Here is an 18,153-nt window from a genome sequence, read left to right as displayed (position 1 = left end):
AGTATGGCCTTTCGAATAGAAAGGCCTAGTGGCCTGATTAATCCAAACTGTTGATATAGTCAGTTTTCCACTTTTCAGGAAGGCGTTGAAGAATCTCTTCTTCTGACATGCGAATATTCTGATCTTTGTAGTTCAATTCGTCTTGAGTAGCCAAATCCCCTACCGCCATGCCGTTTGCAAACATTGCAAAATTACGAGACTCAGCGAATTTCGAATTTTCTGTAGGCGCCAGTTTCAAATTGTAGATTTTGTCTTTGTACTTCTCTTTTGTTACATTAGTAACAAGCACAGAACCTGTTTCCGTAAGAATACGATCACCTATTTGCAGTTCTTTCGCCCAAATAAGACCTTTATTAGAGGTAGAAATTGGGTGGGTTTCAGTTGTTAAGATATCAGAGCCATCAGCGCCTTTTATGCGATACATCTTAATCGCTTCAATTCCTACTGACACATCAATAACTTGCATAGGTTCTTTAACTTGAGTATTCGAAGCTAGTGCACCTAACACCAAATCGCCTTTCGCAATATCTTCAATAGCGCGTTGCTTGCCATCGGCCATAGTGATCATTGTGCCGGTTGCTAAACAACTGTAACCAAGCTTCATCATAGGCAACACTTCACTATAAAAGTTACCAAAACGCGCTGATGTCTCTGACGTTAACGATACTTGGAATGCATTCGCGCCACCACGTCCCTTTTTAAAGTACGGATAACCTTTAACAGCAAATGTCATATACCAGTTTGCTTGGGCGATATTCGAGAAAAGTTTGGCATTGCCAAAACGACCTTCTGAACGCGGGATGTTCCAGCGGATGATCGACTCTTGGTTTGCACTATCAACTTCAAATTCTAAATAGTCAGAAAATTGTTTAACTGCATTTTCGAGTCCTTTGTAGCTTTGCTTTGTCGCGCCACCATAGATACCTTCTTGTAAATAGATATTTGTTGGCTCATCTATACCGTTTGGTAAATCACCTATAGTTGGATAAATATCAGTGATCTCGTGAGGAATGCGTAATTCACCGTTGAATGGGATGTTTACATCCGTAATTTCGTTAGGATCTCCAATTTGATCTGCTGCGTAGTCACAGTCTGCATGACTACGGTTTAGACAGATTTTAATAACAGCATCATTGTTTTTATCGATAGGTGCAGTTGCATTGTATTTTGGACGTGTGTCCAATGATGAACTGATCCCAACGTTAAGTGCAGATACTGGAGCGTCGCCCTTTGCAGCTGGTGAAGCTGAGCCATAAAGTGCTTCAAAATGCTCCCATGAGAAGGGGTATTCAGTATACTTCATCGTTGTACTGATGGTGCCATCTTCTTGCTCAAGTTCCACATATGAACTGGCATAAATGGTATCTAAATTTGGGAAGTTTGCCTTCAATGATTTCAGTGAAATAGTCGAAGTTGCAAGCGTGTCTTTGCCATACAACACATTAAATGTAGAGCCCAAAGGAGCAAGCTGATTGCCGTTTGCATCTTCTAATAATAAGTCGATGTAAGTCGCTTTTGTACCGCCAAAACGTGAGCTTTTTGCACGTACAATAATATATGGCTCGTTTGTATCTGATGAAATGGCTAAGTTCATATCCAAGAAGAAATGCGCTTCTTTGATGATATCGACTTCAGCTTCACTAACCGGTGGCACTTCAGACGTTGTCATGTTCATTTTTGCTGATAAATGCTGTCCTTTAGCTACATCTAGCGTTTTATGTAGTTGCGGATAATCACTCTCAATACGATTTGCTTTTATCAATCGTGACTTTGCCAATTGATAGTGCTGTGGATTTGACATATCTAGCTTGCGGATCCCAAATTGATCCGGCTGTGTTACCGCTGTGCCCTTCGTTGCTGCAGGCCCAGACTTCTGTTTTGACGCGGTGGTAACTTGTTGTTCATTAATATAGTTGCTAGCAGCTACCGCGTTACTGATTGCTAAAGCGATTGCAAGCGGCATGAGCACCTTTTTATTTAGTTTTTTCATGTTATTTTCCTTAATTTTTATAGATTTCGACAAGGTAGTCTTCAATTTCTCCGCTCCCCGAGGTTGCGGCACTGCTATAGTCAGAGCAAGGATTAATACTATTTACTCTGCTAAATCCGTAATACTGCAAAATTCTCATACGAGTCGTCGTGATAGGCTGTGACAACTTATTGCTTAAAATGCTAAATTCCCCTTCAACATAACCTTTACCGTAGTCTTGGTTAGTCTGGTCGAAGTCCATTATTAAAAGCTCTGATTTGTCGTTTCTCCAGTCACCATTACCAAATTGGCCATCACTATTTAAATCAATCCAGACATGGTAATTCTCAGCGAATGTTTCACTGCCTGCATAACCGGCTTCAATACGATAGGTATTACTCTGTGTGGCATATAGTTTGATTGGATTATTCGGGTTAACGACGCCAGATTGCTGCGCATTGCTAAACGGACCATCTTGATTGAAAGTCACTTTACTAATGTGTTCATAGTCTGTGAGATCCACCGCCGTGCAATATTCAACAGATTGTGCTGATTTAAGCTCTAGCAGTATATTTTTGGTGCCAGTAGCTCGGCTTCCCCAATCATCCCACAAAGGTTTGTCGTAACTAATAGTTAAGCTAGCGGTATAGGTTCCAGCGACTTGATATGTATGCTCTGTGTCTTGGCCAAAATTACTGTTTTGTGTAAGTGTTGTGCCGTCTCCAAAATCCCAAACTAGAGTAACATCGGGATCCCAAGCTGCATTTTCAGGTTTTTTGGTAGTGTTATTAAAGCTTACCTTAAACGTACCATCTGCTTGTTCGTTTACCGTATAGCTCACTTCAGGAGTAAAATTGCTCTCGCCAATTTTTACCGTTTCACTGGCCGATTGCGTACCATCGACATGTTCAATTGTGAGTGTAATAGTGTACTCACCATCGGCTTGGTAGGTGTGCTGAGTATCTCTAACCGAAGAGTTATCGCCATCACCAAATTGCCACTGTATCGTACTGTTTTGGGGCATAAGACTTTGATCTGTATTTACAGAAATAGTGTTACCAGATCTTTGTGGTGTAAATTTTGCTGTGATTGTCGTATCAAACTGAACTTGTTTGTTCCAACTTCCTATCTCTTTGCTGAATCTATCATACGCTTTTAGTTCTACCTCATAGTTTCCAGACTGCGCATATCTATAAACAGGAGATTTTTCGCTACTAGTGGTGCCGTCGCCAAATTTCCACTGCCAACGCTTAACACGCGCATCTACCGTGCTGTTATCAAAACTCATTTGATTAACGCCTTGATTAGCGGTAACTCTCAAATCAGCAGGGTCATTGTTTTCGATTAGTTTAACGGTGTAATCTTCAACTTCACCCCAAGACATATCCCCACACGCTGATTTTACTAAACCAAATGACACCATAGTACGAATGCGGTAAGTTTGGTTTAACTCGCCACTCAATGATATCTCGCCAGTCAATTGCGTCTTAGTGCTTCCATAGAGCACGAGCTCTTCAGTCTTGTGGAATAAACCATCATTGTCTTTGTCTAACCAGACATAAAAGTTCTTTGTTTTGTCTTGAGTATCTGGATGTGGTGCTGCGGTTAGCGTTACATTGAGTGCTTTACCGTCCTCCACGTCGACGATATTATATGAGTAGTCACTGTAATTGCTTGAAGTAGAGTCATTTTTGTAGTTATTTAACGAAACTGACGATAAGTAATACTTACTATGATTAATGCCTTGCGCTAGACAATAGTCGTCAAAAACGTCAATAGGCAACATGAAAGTATCTGATTGACCAGAAGGGTCGATAGCCGTAAGTTCAATGTTGTATTCGCCTGCAATAGCAAAGTTATGTTTAGGCTCAAAGACGCTACTTTGCAAACTGCCATCACCAAAATTCCACTGCCATTGCCAGCCCTCGCTGTTGGCAGCCGTAACTTGCTGACCATCTTTACGGGTCAAATTTTTAAAATCAAAGGCCAAAAATTGGCGGTCATAACCAAGTTCGCTTTCGAGCCCATGGTCAACTTTCAGGCCAATACCTACTTGCGCAAACGCCTTACGTACATGGTTTTGTAATTCAATGATTAGCCATTGGCTACCATCTTGCTTTTTAATCCCATCTTGAGTCAACTGATCACGTACCGTGTGGGTTTGTCGCATTACACAATCTGCGCCAGTAAGATAATTACTATTGCTGGTCCAGCAGTTTTTATTTGCGTTAGCAAACAGGATAAAGGAATATTTTGTATTCCAAGGTGAGGATTCATTATCTAAATCAGTTGTAGTGAGGTAGTAAAAAGCTTTGTTAAATACCCCTGCGCCATGATGAGAAGTTACTGAGTCATCATAGTCATCAACATGATCAATTGAATTTCCATCGAGTGTAGGTGTTTTGAAATAACGCAGTGCATCATCGAGGCGAAATGTTTCGTGATTGCTTTTCCAATCATTGGTTCCCAAGTAAAAGTATTTAGCTGCTTCACCCGCCATATCAGAAAAAGCTTCATTAATAGCACGAGCCTGTCCTGTCAGCATTGACTTTGGCGTATTTGAGCCAAATTCCTCAGTAAAACCATGAGCGATTTCATGCGCAACTACATCTAAGGAAACCATAGGATAGAAGAGGTAGTCACCATCACCAAAATATACCTCGCCGTTTTCGTAAAATGCCTGATCCATGTTAAGACCATAATGGACATTTTGAGTTATCTTTTTATTAAAGTAAGGCTTATGCCCAAGGTAAGCTTCAAACATTAAATTCGCTGTTTGTCCATGATGATGGGCATCATTCAAGGCAGAGCGGGCACCGTGATATTCTTTATAATTGTTACGAGTTGAATCTGAGCAGTTGTAGCTATAAGGATTATTAACTTGCGCTGTGCCGTGATTATAATTTCTAGTCTCAACGTTTTTTGCATCGAATAAACAGGTGGTTTGCTGATTGTCAGTTTCCATTGCAACAACAAAAGTCTTTGGTGGATAAGAAACATAATCTACTTGCTTATAATCTGGACGTGAAACCTTGTCATTGCCTGATGGGCCGCTTCCTCCCTCATAAACGATCCGCTGTAATACATCGGATTGGCTGATGAGTTCGTTTGTCGTTAAGTCTATAAAAGAGATAATTCTCTGTGGTTTAAAGGGCCCTGACTCGAAATCGGTGAAAAAGGCAATTTTAGCAGCGTGCCGTGCTTTTCCTTGAGTATCTATATAAATGACTTCCTCTGCTGATTTACGTCTATACACTCTGGGGCGTTCATTATTAAACTGAGAAATTATTGAATCTAGAGCTACGCTTAGCTGTTCTTCTGACGCGGGAGTTAGAGTTGATATATCTTTAGCAACATTAACAATGAGATCGCCATAAACTTGTTCAACTACACCACTCTCGTCAGTCAGTACAACAAGGTCTTGATTCCAAATAGGAATATTTTGGTACTTTTGGGTAATTGTATGGCTTTGCTTGGTTTGACTAATTTGGCTTTGGTGAAATGTAAGCGTGTGACCTGAGTATTGCGCTGCAAATACTTTTAGCGCGAGTAGATAGTTTTGATCTGAAGCATTACTAAATATGGATTGTTTTTTTTGTAAAGAAGGCGCAATTTTTTGCGTGTCGTTGAATAAAGATACACGTTCTGTTGCATGGCAATGCGTACTTATCGCTAATGCTAAAACGCAAAGAGACTTTAATCCTTTCATATTAACTCCATAAGTATTTGAAGATACCTTTCCACTTGAACGCAATGACTCAATAATTAAAACAGTCGAGCGAATAAGTGCTGTTAAGAATAAAACCCTAGCCCAGTAACTAATTTAAAACAAGTAAATAACATAAAATAAATAAAAACTTAACGTAAAGTTCACAAATAAAATTAGAGATTAATTTCATTTTTTTTGTTCTGTTTATTTAACCTATTATTATTGTTGAATAAATCTAAATTTTTTGAGAACTAATAAAGATGTGAAAAGGTCTGTACGATGCGAAGCACTGTCATCATTTTGTAATTTACAGTGAATTTGAAAACGGAAGCGTTAGCTAGCCATTTTTGTATTGGGATCATTGACGCAATATTGAGGAAGTAAAATGAGTAATAAACGTCGTTCTAGATTGGATGATTGTAAAATAATTACTCTGGTAAAAAGACTAGAGCCATTTAATCTTTCAGGATTAAGGTTTACTTAACCCAGACGAAACCCTTCAGGCGGCATATATTTGGCATTTATACTATTTTATCGCCTATTTATGGGGAATAACCACATGCAGCTTTACCTAAAAACCAACATACGGGTTATCTTTGTAATACATAACAACCCATATAAGTAAGCACAGCAAAGGCATACCTTCGTAGCTATTTCTCTATATTGCTTAATTCGATCAAATGCATTGCCAACCAAGTGCCTATATTTTTACGTACACCAGTCAATCTTTTCATTACCGACCAAGCTGTTACACTTACGTGGAATAAAAGGTGTAGCGCTGTTATTACAAACGAACGCTCTCAGTTTTTCACTATCGTAGCCTTTATACCAACCTGCATAAATCTTTGATCAATTTAACGAATTAAATTGCACTATAACGTCGTTAAAAATTTTTTATTTAGAACAACTAGATACAAAAATTTTTGCCTAGTTCTAGCGTAATTTTCTTAACGTTAAATAGACCCCATATATAAGCAGATTGGTATTGCACTGTTTACTGGGAAGTTAGCTTCGAGTGACTCTGCATGGAAGGTATCTGCGTATTTACACAGGATAATTCATAGTAAACAGGTAACTCTCTGCTATCTACTGCAAGGTGAATTTTTGTAGACTTTCCACCTCGACTTTTCCGATTGATTCATTCTCTGCGATTCTTACACCGCAATTATACTGCTGAGCCATAACAATACTGCCATAAATAAAGACCTAATCCATACCAGTATCGCGAGATAACATGCGAAACAATTCGTTCAAAATATCTTTTTTAGACCATAAGCTAAACCGACTCCATATGGCACTCCATGCACTAAAATAAGAAGTCAGATCTCGCCATTGAATACCTGTGCACATATTATATAATTTGCTTTCAAGCGTTTTTCTATGATCAAGCTGATTATAAATTCGACCGCTTAAGCACATTACTTTTGATAAGATATTCCATGACGCCTATAAACATTAATCTTGGTATGAGGATTCGGTGTATCGTTTTTTAGCGAGTTCAATTATGCCTTTCCTTCATGCTATTTATTTTTCATACCGCAAAAATCAACATACCCTAATATAAATAATTGTTTGGCGCTGTTTATTACCTATTATTAAGTATAAACTATTTACAACAGGTTTTAGGAAACGCTTAAAATATGAAAAAAATAGTATACGCAGGTCTTTTTACATTCTTGGTAAGCGTAATAAGCTTTACGGCACGTGCGGAATCAACCGTCGGTTATTTTGGCTTTGAGCCAGATATAATCACTAATTATATAGGTGCATCAAGTAAAAAAATGGGCTATGTGCGTGTCACTGTCGATTTAATGCTTAATGATACTTCAGATATTGCTGTAGTCGAACATCACACACCATTACTGCGTGACGCTTTAGTAGAGATTTTATCTAAAGAGCCAGAAGAAAAAGTAAAATCCCTCACTGGTCGTGAAGAAATACGCGCAAAGTGTGTAGAAAAACTTAAGAGCCTGTTAAAAGAAGAAACAGGACAAGAGATCATCCGTGAAGTCTTGTTCACTAAATATTTATATCATTAGTGTTTAACGTTTTGCGTTAAATATTTTGGCGGTGTAGGCAAAAGCCATACCGCTAACTAACCCACCTAAATGCGCCCAATTAGCCATACCTACAAACAAAACATCTGCAAAGCCAAGTACTAACCAAATCAACATAAAACCAACAATTGCCGTACTGACTAGCGCTGGCTTGTTAGGGTTTAAAAAGCTGTGTATCCAACAAAAACCGAGCAATCCATACACCACGCCGCTTAGCCCACCAAAATTAGGACCAACCATTAAATATTGTGCCCAATTACTAATCAGTGCAGTCACTAAAAACAAACCTATTAAGCTTAGTTTTCCGCATTGCTTTTCGATATTATCACCAAGCGACATCCACCAAATTAAATTAAACACTATATGCATCGCGCTAAAGTGAACGAGCGCGGGGGTTAGCCAACTAAGTGGTTGTGATGGGTTAAATTGCAGAGCGGTATAAATTTCATTAAATCCACCTAATAAAAAAGCAACATAAATAACAATACTCAATATGCTAACCGTTTGATTAAGCCAGCTTAGCGCTTTAAATCGCGCCATTAAATTAAGTGATTGCCCTTGATATTTAAGCGGCGATTGAGTGCTACCTACATCCCAAGACGCTTGTTGATAGCGTTCATGATTAGGGTTTTGTGTAAATTCAGCCCATAAAGGTTGTATTTGATGAAAATGCTCAGGCGCAACACTAATAATGACATTGCTACCATCTGAGGAGCTTAATTGCCCTTGTAAACCTTGGCTTTTTAAATAATCTATAAAGCCCTGTGCGGCGCGCGGGTTATTTAAACTGCCAAGCTCTATCATCGCTCTACTTTCTCGCTGTAAGCAGCTTCCCAAGCTGTAAAGCCGCCATCCATACTGTAAACGTCTTCAAAACCTTGCTCAACTAAATAGCTAGCTGCGCCTTGAGAGCTCATACCGTGGTAGCAGACAATAATAATTGGCTGATCGAATTCTTTTTCCATCATAAATTGTGCGATATTACCGTTAGAAAGTGCTTCTGAGCCTGGAATGCGACCGGCTTGATACGAATTAGGATCGCGAATATCTGCAATTACCACGTCTTCTTTATCTAAAAGATCTAACGTTTGCGCTATAGAAATATGTTTAAATGCCATTGAAGTCTCTTTAATTAATAGTATAAAAAAGGCGGCTAGGGCCTGTTTATCTTTCGAGGTTAAATTTGCAGCAGTATGTTTGGTATTTAGGCAAGGCAGAGCCTATGTAGTGTGGTTATTCCCCATAAATAGGCGATAACGTAGCACAAATGCCAAACATACGCTGCCCGAAGGGTTCTGCCTAGGGGCAATTTACTCTTTGTTGCTCGGTTTTTACTTAGCCCACTAGGTCACAAACCTCGCGCCGCGATTAAATAGCCCCTAGATTGAACAAATTTTAATCCTGAAAGGTCAACAGGCCCTAGAGCCGCCCTTCTCGTAAAATAAGTTTAAACTAGTCCCAGTTTAAAATTACTTTACCTGACTGACCTGAAATCATCATATCAAAGCCAGCTTGGAAGTCATCCACAGAATACTGATGTGTAATGATTGGGTTTAAATCAAGACCAGATTGAATCAAGCTTGCCATTTTGTACCACGTTTCGAACATTTCGCGACCGTAAATACCTTTAATCACTAAACCTTTAAAAATAACTTGGTTCCAATCAACTGCCATATCAGATGGTGGAATACCTAGCATGGCAATTTTACCGCCGTGGTTCATGTTATTAAGCATTGAATTAAACGCGCTTGGCACACCTGACATTTCAAGACCAATATCAAAGCCCTCTGTCATACCTAGCTCTTTCATTACATCTTCAAGCTTTTCGCTTGCCACGTTTACAGCACGTGATGCACCCATTTTGCGAGCTAAGTCTAGACGATATTCGTTTACGTCGGTAATTACAACGTGGCGAGCACCAACATGTTTTGCAACAGCTGCAGCCATAATACCAATTGGGCCGGCACCAGTAATAAGTACATCTTCGCCAACTAAGTCAAACGATAATGCAGTATGGACGGCATTGCCAAACGGGTCAAAAATTGAAGCCAGCTCATCAGAAATATTATCTGGAATTTTAAATGCATTAAATGCAGGAATAACTAAATATTCGGCAAACGCACCTTCACGGTTTACACCTACACCCGTTGTATTACGGCATAAATGTACACGCCCTGCACGACAATTTCGACAGTGACCACACGTAATATGCCCTTCACCCGATACGCGGTCACCTACTTTAAAGCCACGAACTTCCTGGCCCATATCAACAACTTCACCAACATATTCATGGCCAACAACCATAGGCGTTGGAATGGTTTTACTTGCCCATTCGTCCCACTTGTAAATATGTACGTCGGTACCACAAATAGCTGTTTTGCGAATTTTAATCAGTAAGTCGTTATGACCTACTTCTGGCTTTGGTGCATCTGTCATCCAAATGCCCGGTTCTGCTTTTAATTTAGATAATGCTTTCATAATCCACACTCAACTATAAAACCGAAGCGAGGCTTCGGTTTAAAATAAAATTAAATAACGCCCATTTCTTTACCAATACGGGTAAATGCATCGATAGCTGTATCGAGTTGCTCAATACTATGCGCCGCTGAAATTTGTGTACGAATACGCGCTTGCCCTTTTGGTACTACAGGGAATGAAAAACCGGTTACGTAAATGCCTTCAGCAAGTAATTTATCAGCCATTAACGAGGCTACTTTGGCATCTCCTAGCATTACAGGGATAATTGCATGATCTTTACCTGCACACGTAAAACCAGCAGCTTCCATTTGCTCACGGAAATATTTAGCATTTGACCAAAGTTTAGCGCGAAGCTCGCCGCCATTTTCAAGCATTTCAAGTACTTTAATTGATGCAGTAACAATTGAAGGCGCTAATGAGTTTGAGAACAAGTATGGGCGTGAACGCTGACGTAACCATTCAACAATTTCTTTTTTACCTGATGTATAACCACCTGATGCACCGCCCAGCGCTTTACCTAATGTACCGGTGATAATATCTACACGGTCTAATACATTACAGTACTCAGGTGTACCCTTACCGTTTTCGCCAACAAAGCCAACTGCGTGAGAGTCATCAACCATCACAAGCGCATCATATTTATCAGCTAAGTCGCACACAGCTTCTAAATTACAAATAACGCCGTCCATAGAAAACACGCCATCAGTAGCTATTAGTTTAGTTTTAGCGCCTGCTTCATCTGCTGCAATAAGTTGTTTCTCAAGATCAGCCATGTCGTTATTTGCATAACGAAAACGCTTAGCTTTACATAAACGTACACCGTCGATAATTGATGCATGATTTAATGAATCAGAAATAATAGCGTCTTCTGCGCCTAAAATAGTTTCAAACAAACCTGTATTTGCGTCAAAACATGAAGAATATAAAATAGTATCCTCTGTTTCTAAAAACGCACTGATTTTTTGCTCTAGTGTTTTATGGATATCTTGAGTGCCACAAATAAAACGTACTGAAGCCACACCAAAACCATGATTATTTAAACCATTCTGCGCCGCTTCAATTAACTCTGGGCTATTAGCTAAACCTAAGTAGTTATTAGCACAAAAGTTGATTACTTTACCTGATGCAACTTCGATTTGAGCTTGCTGCTGGGACTTGATAATACGTTCGTTTTTATACAAACCTTCGGTTTTTACGTCTTCAATTTGCTGTTGTAGCTGGCTAAAAAAAGCAGATGCTCTCATCTAGGTTCTCCATATATTTGAACGGGTAAACAACCGCACTTTCGCGGCTGTTTATTATGCGAGGTATTGTAAAAGTTTAATGGGTAAAATGCACGGTTTGCAGTTCGTCGCAAACACCCTAAGTTGGAAGGAATTCCTGCCAGTTTACAGGCTGTTTATTTATGTGTTTAAAAGTGCAGGTAAACTGCTTATAGAATCGATAATTAAATCAGCTTCTTGCTTAGCGCTTGCGTCAAAGCTTTGCCCTGAACGCACTAAAACGCGTGTAGTGATGCCCGCTTTTTTCGCAGCCTGCATATCACTGAGTTTATCGCCCACCATAATACTGCAAGCAGGGTCGATGTTATGCTCTTGTATGCCTTGTAATAACATACCTGGCGCAGGCTTTCTGCAACTGCACTCTTTCAAATATTCAGAGTGCGCTTTTTTAGGGTGATGCGGGCAAAAATACACATCGGTAACTGCAATGCTGTGGGCACTAAATTGGTCTTTCATCCACTCGGTCAGTGCTAAAAAATCAGCTTCGCTGTAATAACCTCGACCAATTCCAGATTGATTAGTGACGATTATGATTTTATAGCCTGCATCGTAAAATGTTTTACAGGTGCTAAAAACACCGTCAATAAATTCAAATTTATCGCTTTGATACACATAACCATGATCAACATTTACCACGCCATCTCGGTCTAAAAAAAGCGCTTTATTTTTTTGTTGTGCATTCATTACAAAGACTCTTTTTGTACAACATGGTCAAACATCGCTTTTACATCATCAACTGTAATTTGGCTCATTAAATCATCGCCTTTTACGCGTGTACCCCACGGTACTTGCTCAGCCGTTTTACCTGTTTGCTTAAACAAGTTCTGATGATAAACCTCTACCACGTAGTCTTGATATAAATAAGGACCTGTGCGTGCTGGATTTGAATGTGCATATAAACCAATAACCGGCGTACCAACAGTTACTGCCATATGCGCAGGACCCGTATCGGGCGCGAGCACTAAGCTGCCACGCTTTAACACGCACAACAACTCTTTGAGTTTTGTTTTACCGACTAAATTTAAAATAGGCGTGTTACTGTGCTCAATAATGCTATTTGCTAGGTTAATTTCAAGCTCTGTTGGGCCACCCGTCAATACCACCTTAAAGCCTTGCTCGCTTGCATAATCAGCCAATGTGGCATAACGATCAGCGAGCCAATTACGCTGCGCTTTACTAGCTGCAGGCGATATTACTAATAGTTTATTAGTTAGGTATTCTGATGTTAATAACTCATCTGCAACCGCTTGGTCTTGCTCGGTATATGGCATGTCCCAACTCGGTTTATAATCAGCTACACCAATGGCTTTTGCAAAACCTTTAAAGCCTTCAAGCACATGCGCCTGGGCTTGTGGGTCTATTCGTTTATTAATAAATAAGCTGTGCAATTCTTTTGAACGTGCCCAATCGAACCCTATTTTTACTTTTGCAGGAATACAGCGCGCTACAAACCCAGCCCTTAATGCAACTTGCATGTTAAGTAACACATCAAATTTTTGGTTTTTGAAGCGTTGCTTTAAGCTTTTCAGCGCTGCTTTGCCTTGCTTTTTATCAAATACCACCAGCTCAACACCCGGTAAGTCGGCAAGTAGCATGGCTTCTACTTTGCCAATAACCCAGGTGATTTTTGCATTAGGGTGTGCTTTTTGAATAGCTTGTACAGCACTCACACCATGACATACGTCACCAATGGCTGAGAGTCTTAATATACAAATAGATGAATAATTAGGAGCTTGAGTCACACATTCCCTTAGGTATTAAATACAAAAGCCGATCTTAAATTATAATCACGCTATTGCAAGCACTTATCCTGCGCTTTAAAACGCGCTAATATAGGCCCATTATTTAGCAATTACACAGAGCTATGTTTAAACAACACGTGCAAGGCAACCACACTGTATTAAGCCACCCTAAATACACAAGCCAAATTACCCTCGATTGGTTTGATGCAAATTATTGGCAACAACAAAATAAAATTGTGGGCGCTAAAAAAGGCAGAGCAACAGCATGGTTTTTTAAACAAGACGAATTAACAGCCGTACTTAGGCATTATTGGCGCGGTGGTTTAGTGGGTAAATTGCTAAGCGATCAATATTTATACCCAGGGCTTGAACAAACCCGTGTGTATAAAGAGTTTAGTTTAATGAGTAAACTTATAGAGCTTGGTTTAAACGTACCCCCCCCTGTTGCAGCTAAAGTAACCCACAGCGGATTAATTTACCGTGGTGATATTATTACCGAGGCTGTTAAAGGCGCTAAAAGTGTACTCGATATATTAATCGAACGCCCATTGACTGAAGATGAGTTGGAGCGCATTGCTAAAACAATCGCGCTATTTCATTCAAAAGGTGTGTATCACGCCGATTTAAACATTAATAACATTTTATTTAATGATACTGGTGATGTGTATATTATCGACTTTGATAGAGGTGAAATAAGAGCGCCTAACCCACAGTGGCAACAAAGTAATATGGCACGCCTTGAGCGCTCATTTTTAAAGGAACAAGGTCGAAACAAGCCATTCAATTGGCAAGCGAGTGACTGGCAAACTCTGCACAGCAACTACCTCAAAGCGCTCGCCAATATCAGTTAACCTAATATAAGTTAATTAGCCAATGCTAAATACTGCAGAGCAACCTGCTCTGCCTGTACTTGTTTTAAAATATCTGCGTTTTCTACATTTGGCTTATCTGCTAGCACCTGCTTAACGGCATTGGCTAATGCCTCACTTTGTTGAACGGGTACTAAATATTTACTCAGCTCGCCTGTTAATATCTCGCTTGGTCCAAATGTACAATTAGTACTAACTACCGGAGTAGCCACTGCTAAAGCCTCAATTAATACCGTTGGCAGCCCTTCAAAATCAGAGCTCAAAACTAAAGCTTTGGCATGCTGAATCCAGTTGTACGGGTTTTGTTGAAATCCAGGCACTACTAACTGTTTATCTATGCCATATTGCTGTGCAAGCTTTAACGCTTTTGCAGGTTTATTACATAAAAGGACTAACTTGTATTTTTTATCAAGCTTTGCAAATGCTGCAAATAATATATCGTGGCGTTTTTGTTTGGCCAGCCTTCCTACATGAATTAAGTAAGGCTCATTTGGGATGTCGTTATTTTTCTCATTTGCTTGTTGGTTTATTTTTTCAAAATCGAACGGGTTATAAATAGTCGCGATTGCACTTGGGTTAATTAAATCCCCTTGTGTTATTTCTTTTTCAACACCCTTTGATACGCAAATAAGTGATTTACCATTTAAGTTTTGCTTACTTTTTTTAAGGTATAAATATGAAAATGGACCTAACTTTTTTTGACGGGCAAGTTCTGCATTGACGGAGTTATGAATAACAAAGTGAACATTTTTGATATTACTAAGCGCGAGCAAGTTATTACTTCTATCAAGGTTAGAAAGCACTAGATCAATATTGCCAATCTCGCTTTGTTTTTTTTCAAACCACGCTTCTAATCGCAAAATACTGTTTTTTCGCTGCCAGAATCTATCTACTTTAGATGCTCTATCAGGAAAAAGGCTATCAACTTTAACTATATCAGGAATGTCATACTCAGCGTTGCTCGCAAGAGATAATATAGTGACGTTGTGCTGTAGTTTCGCCATTTTTTCAGCCAAAGTAAGCATTACTTTTTCAGCACCACCACCTACTAGTGAATCAATTACAATAATGATATTCATAAAGAGGATCCATCAAGCATATTTTTCACACCATTAGTAATAACATCATAACTGTGTATATTTTCAAGCTGAGCATATTTACTAGTTGTCTCATTATAAAAAGCCACCTCTATAACTTTCTCTACTTTAGTCACTATGTCATCAATATTAAGATTTGCTTTTAATACAACCCCCGTATTAATACAGTGGTCTAAACGTGCATTTTGATCCTTAGATATTGCACATGCAACAGCAGGTGTGTGCACGGCAATTGCTTGTAATAAGGTGTCACCACCACTTAGCAATGCGACTCTAGCTTGGCTCATTAATGCTAAAAACTCAGTATTTTGCAAACTTTTGATACAAAGAATGCTATCAGAACTTGGGATCGTTTTACTATAATTTTGGCCAAATACAACAACGCCCCTCAAACCCGTTTGTTTAGCAATTTTAAGCGCAGCTTCAAAGTAAATATCGGCGCAATTTTGACCATTTAGTGTGTGACCGCCAGATCCTGCATTAACTATAAAATAATTTTTTAGTTCTAAACTATATCGGCTCAACATCTGTTGCTTTTGCTCATTGGATGCAAAAGCAACAAATGGGCCCACATTACGTGGACGCACTAAAGGAAATATATCTAACTTAGCATTTTCAGCCCAAGTTAATGGCTCTATACAATAGTCTGGCTGGACAACCCAATGTACATCAATCAAATTGATTCTATTAAGCTTTAAGCCTTTTGCTCGTTTTTTAGCATGTTGAGAAATAAAGACTACTTTTGCACCTACCTTTTTAGCCGCTTTCATATGCCCTGCTCGTCCGGCACAATCAAAAATAACAACGTTAGGCTTAAATTTTTCAATGACATCGCACACATAATCCAGCTCTTTGGTCGCTGAATGATCAAGTAGTGTCGTTTCGAATGGGCAGCTTTTTGCATAAGCAGCATGCTTATTTAATATAAAATGAATATCGATAGAAGCGTGAAGTTCATCCTGTAAACTTTGAGCTAACAGCAACGAGCGCATATACTCACCAATGCCTTCTGGTGATGATACTGGAATAAATAAAAGTCGTTTGTTGCTCATTGCATTCTCAATTTCCTATTTAACCCGCAGTATATCAACCACATCGTTATTACGATAGACAGGTTACATTTTTATACATTAAATACCCCCTATTTTGTCTATTATTTGCTGCAATAGACGCCTGAGGTTGATAAACTTAGCCGCAATCTAAATCACAAGGATCTGAACTTTGCGAAACAGAATTTTTCTTCTTTCTTCTCTTTTTTGCGCAATGAGCGTATCGATTAACGCTGAACCATGGGTAAAACCAGATGACTACGGATTAAGAGCTGACATTCAACAATTAGCCGATGCCGGCGTTATTTTAGCCCCTGTAACCACTTACCCACTTATGTGGAAAAGTTTTATAAGCGATGTTGATAGTATGCCGCTTGAGCAATTAACACCAAGTCTACAAGATGCATTGTTACGTGTTAAACATCGATATAAATCCGAAAATAGTAGCTCGCATAGTCTTCAATTATCAGCTTTTGCAGCTACAGATCCAATTGTAGCAACAAGCTTTGGTGCAACAAATACACAAGAAACAGAGCTTTCAGCAGCTTATGCTTATTTAGGCGATAACTTTGCTGCTAAAGTCGCTGTAAATTATAGAAAAGACGGTAAAAAATGTTTAGCCGATGGAAAAACGGCTGACGATATAGTTACTGATCAGCAAGCTTTAACAGATTGTAACGACACTTCACTTGACGATAGTTACTTAGCTTATCGTTTAGGCAATTGGATTTTTAGAGCCGGTGCTGTTGAACAATTTTGGGGACCTGGTGTTGATAACAGCTTAATTATGTCTGGTAATGCGAAACCTTTACCTGCACTAAGTGTAACCAGAGAAAAAAGTACTGCTTTTGAAACACCGTGGCTAAGCTGGATTGGTCAATGGGGCTTTACCGCACAAATGGCTAAACTTGAGTCTACACGTGTAATTCCTGATGCTTTACTTTGGAGCAGTAGATTAAATATACGCCCAATACAACAATTAGAAATTGCCGTTAGCTGGTCTGCACAATGGGCAGGAGACGGACAACCAGGATCTGCTGGTGACTTTATTGATGTAGTTACAGGACAAACAAGCTGTATTGATGGAAGCGATAGTTGTGATAGCCAATTAGAGTCAAAAATAGGTAATCAATTAGCTGGCATAGATATTCGCTGGTCAGATACACTTTTCAACCAACCTTATGCTGTATATGCCAGTACGATTGGAGAAGATGCCAGTTCACAATTTAAACCCGCTGATAGAGCCTACTTATTTGGTGTACAGACAACACAGCGTGTATATGATCAAAACTTATTAATAAATGTAGAGTATATAGATACAGGTGTTTCATGCCAAGCTGAATCAATAGTTGAAAATTGCTACTATGAGCATTCAGATTACAAATCGGGTTACCGTTACCACGGTCGCACTATTGGCTCCACTTATGATAACGATGCACAGTCAGTTGTTTTAACCCTATTAGGTCAGTTATCTAATGGAGACGATTGGCAGGTAAAATTGCGCAGTGTTGATTACAATAGCGATAACCGAGATAGTTACCCAAATAATCCTGACTTAGGTAACACCATTACTAAAATAGGGTTTGACTCTAAGCAGCTAGAAATGCGTTACAGAATGCTTTCTATGGGCGGCCGCGTCACTTTAGGTGCTTTTGCATCTAACAATGACGGTGCTGAAAACGATACATCAGCATTTGCCAAGTACGAATTAAATTTTTAGTAAGTTACTTTATTAAAAATAAAAAGGGATGAAAACACTGTTTTCATCCCTTTTTTGTATTTTTTAAGCAAACTTAAATCAGTAATTATACCAATTGCATTAAATTATTGTTCTATTATAGCGATAAGAAAATAGCTCAATAACAAGGCTAAAATTATGATACATAGTTGTTCTATATAA

Annotated in this window: 14 protein-coding genes; 3 read left to right on the top strand and 11 right to left on the bottom strand. The window is 39.1% G+C overall.

Annotation, left to right across the window (positions count from 1 at the left end; genetic code table 11):
* Positions 1-37: 37 nt before the first annotated feature.
* From AOR04_RS03760 to AOR04_RS22105, 3 genes are all read right to left on the bottom strand, one after another.
* Positions 38-1,963 (bottom strand): Hint domain-containing protein, encoded by a 1,926-nt coding sequence (locus AOR04_RS03760; RefSeq protein WP_232525503.1) that lies wholly within the window; start codon positions 1,961-1,963, stop codon positions 38-40.
* A gap of 37 nt (positions 1,964-2,000) precedes the next feature.
* Positions 2,001-5,678, bottom strand: a complete 3,678-nt coding sequence (locus AOR04_RS03755; protein WP_096792583.1) for a PKD domain-containing protein — start codon at positions 5,676-5,678, stop codon at positions 2,001-2,003.
* Positions 5,679-6,884: 1,206 nt separating this feature from the next.
* Positions 6,885-7,112 (bottom strand): transposase, encoded by a 228-nt coding sequence (locus AOR04_RS22105; RefSeq protein ID WP_420892175.1) that lies wholly within the window; start codon positions 7,110-7,112, stop codon positions 6,885-6,887.
* A gap of 206 nt (positions 7,113-7,318) precedes the next feature.
* Here AOR04_RS22105 and AOR04_RS03740 point away from each other — a divergent pair, with 206 nt between their 5' ends.
* Positions 7,319-7,717, top strand: coding sequence for a flagellar basal body-associated protein FliL (locus tag AOR04_RS03740; protein WP_007378947.1), 399 nt, complete (start codon positions 7,319-7,321; stop codon positions 7,715-7,717).
* Between the two features lie 3 nt (positions 7,718-7,720).
* Here the strand turns inward: AOR04_RS03740 and glpG are convergent, their stop codons facing one another.
* From glpG to AOR04_RS03710, 6 genes are all read right to left on the bottom strand, one after another.
* On the bottom strand, positions 7,721-8,539 hold the full coding sequence (gene glpG / locus AOR04_RS03735; RefSeq protein WP_096792582.1) for a rhomboid family intramembrane serine protease GlpG: 819 nt from the start codon (positions 8,537-8,539) through the stop codon (positions 7,721-7,723).
* Entirely contained in the window at positions 8,536-8,853 is a 318-nt protein-coding gene (gene glpE, locus AOR04_RS03730) for a thiosulfate sulfurtransferase GlpE (protein ID WP_002961051.1), read from the bottom strand. The genes glpG and glpE overlap by 4 nt, the downstream gene beginning before the upstream one ends.
* A gap of 334 nt (positions 8,854-9,187) precedes the next feature.
* The gene (tdh, locus tag AOR04_RS03725; protein WP_096792581.1) at positions 9,188-10,213 is read right to left on the bottom strand and encodes an L-threonine 3-dehydrogenase; all 1,026 of its coding nucleotides are present in this window, start codon (positions 10,211-10,213) and stop codon (positions 9,188-9,190) included.
* 50 nt (positions 10,214-10,263) lie between these two features.
* Entirely contained in the window at positions 10,264-11,457 is a 1,194-nt protein-coding gene (locus AOR04_RS03720; RefSeq protein WP_002961055.1) for a glycine C-acetyltransferase, read from the bottom strand.
* Between the two features lie 159 nt (positions 11,458-11,616).
* Positions 11,617-12,180, bottom strand: a complete 564-nt coding sequence (gmhB, locus tag AOR04_RS03715; protein ID WP_096792580.1) for a D-glycero-beta-D-manno-heptose 1,7-bisphosphate 7-phosphatase — start codon at positions 12,178-12,180, stop codon at positions 11,617-11,619.
* Entirely contained in the window at positions 12,180-13,238 is a 1,059-nt protein-coding gene (locus AOR04_RS03710) for a glycosyltransferase family 9 protein (RefSeq protein ID WP_096792579.1), read from the bottom strand. The genes gmhB and AOR04_RS03710 overlap by 1 nt, the downstream gene beginning before the upstream one ends.
* A gap of 122 nt (positions 13,239-13,360) precedes the next feature.
* On the opposite strand from AOR04_RS03710, the gene AOR04_RS03705 reads away from it, so the two are divergent.
* On the top strand, positions 13,361-14,089 hold the full coding sequence (locus AOR04_RS03705; protein ID WP_096792578.1) for a 3-deoxy-D-manno-octulosonic acid kinase: 729 nt from the start codon (positions 13,361-13,363) through the stop codon (positions 14,087-14,089).
* 11 nt (positions 14,090-14,100) lie between these two features.
* On the opposite strand, the gene AOR04_RS03700 is transcribed toward AOR04_RS03705, so the two are convergent.
* Together AOR04_RS03700 and AOR04_RS03695 are read right to left on the bottom strand one after the other, a co-directional pair.
* A complete protein-coding gene (locus tag AOR04_RS03700) occupies positions 14,101-15,186 on the bottom strand; it encodes a glycosyltransferase (protein ID WP_008134928.1) in 1,086 nt (361 codons plus the stop codon).
* Positions 15,183-16,256, bottom strand: coding sequence for a hypothetical protein (locus tag AOR04_RS03695; protein ID WP_096792577.1), 1,074 nt, complete (start codon positions 16,254-16,256; stop codon positions 15,183-15,185). Before AOR04_RS03695 ends, AOR04_RS03700 begins: the two co-directional genes overlap by 4 nt.
* Before the next feature lie 211 nt (positions 16,257-16,467).
* Between AOR04_RS03695 and AOR04_RS03690 the strand changes: the two genes are divergently transcribed.
* Positions 16,468-17,973, top strand: a complete 1,506-nt coding sequence (locus AOR04_RS03690; protein WP_096792576.1) for a capsule assembly Wzi family protein — start codon at positions 16,468-16,470, stop codon at positions 17,971-17,973.
* The last annotated feature ends 180 nt before the right edge of the window (positions 17,974-18,153 follow it).

It is taken from the genome of Pseudoalteromonas sp. 1_2015MBL_MicDiv (genome assembly GCF_002407505.1).
GTDB lineage: Bacteria > Pseudomonadota > Gammaproteobacteria > Enterobacterales > Alteromonadaceae > Pseudoalteromonas > Pseudoalteromonas fuliginea.
Note: the sequence above shows the minus strand (reverse complement) of the source record. Positions and strands in the feature narration are given on the sequence as shown.

Excerpts from the sequence above, each read along its gene's own strand:
- glpG (WP_096792582.1), bottom strand. The coding sequence starts at position 8,539 with ATGATAGAGCTTGGCAGTTTAAATAACCCGCGCGCCGCACAGGGCTTT.
- glpE (WP_002961051.1), bottom strand. The coding sequence starts at position 8,853 with ATGGCATTTAAACATATTTCTATAGCGCAAACGTTAGATCTTTTAGAT.
- AOR04_RS03740 (WP_007378947.1), top strand. The coding sequence starts at position 7,319 with ATGAAAAAAATAGTATACGCAGGTCTTTTTACATTCTTGGTAAGCGTA.
- AOR04_RS03700 (WP_008134928.1), bottom strand. The coding sequence starts at position 15,186 with ATGAATATCATTATTGTAATTGATTCACTAGTAGGTGGTGGTGCTGAA.
- AOR04_RS03695 (WP_096792577.1), bottom strand. The coding sequence starts at position 16,256 with ATGAGCAACAAACGACTTTTATTTATTCCAGTATCATCACCAGAAGGC.
- gmhB (WP_096792580.1), bottom strand. The coding sequence starts at position 12,180 with ATGAATGCACAACAAAAAAATAAAGCGCTTTTTTTAGACCGAGATGGC.
- AOR04_RS03755 (WP_096792583.1), bottom strand. The coding sequence starts at position 5,678 with ATGAAAGGATTAAAGTCTCTTTGCGTTTTAGCATTAGCGATAAGTACG.
- AOR04_RS03690 (WP_096792576.1), top strand. The coding sequence starts at position 16,468 with ATGAGCGTATCGATTAACGCTGAACCATGGGTAAAACCAGATGACTAC.
- tdh (WP_096792581.1), bottom strand. The coding sequence starts at position 10,213 with ATGAAAGCATTATCTAAATTAAAAGCAGAACCGGGCATTTGGATGACA.
- AOR04_RS03705 (WP_096792578.1), top strand. The coding sequence starts at position 13,361 with ATGTTTAAACAACACGTGCAAGGCAACCACACTGTATTAAGCCACCCT.
- AOR04_RS03720 (WP_002961055.1), bottom strand. The coding sequence starts at position 11,457 with ATGAGAGCATCTGCTTTTTTTAGCCAGCTACAACAGCAAATTGAAGAC.
- AOR04_RS03760 (WP_232525503.1), bottom strand. The coding sequence starts at position 1,963 with ATGCCGCTTGCAATCGCTTTAGCAATCAGTAACGCGGTAGCTGCTAGC.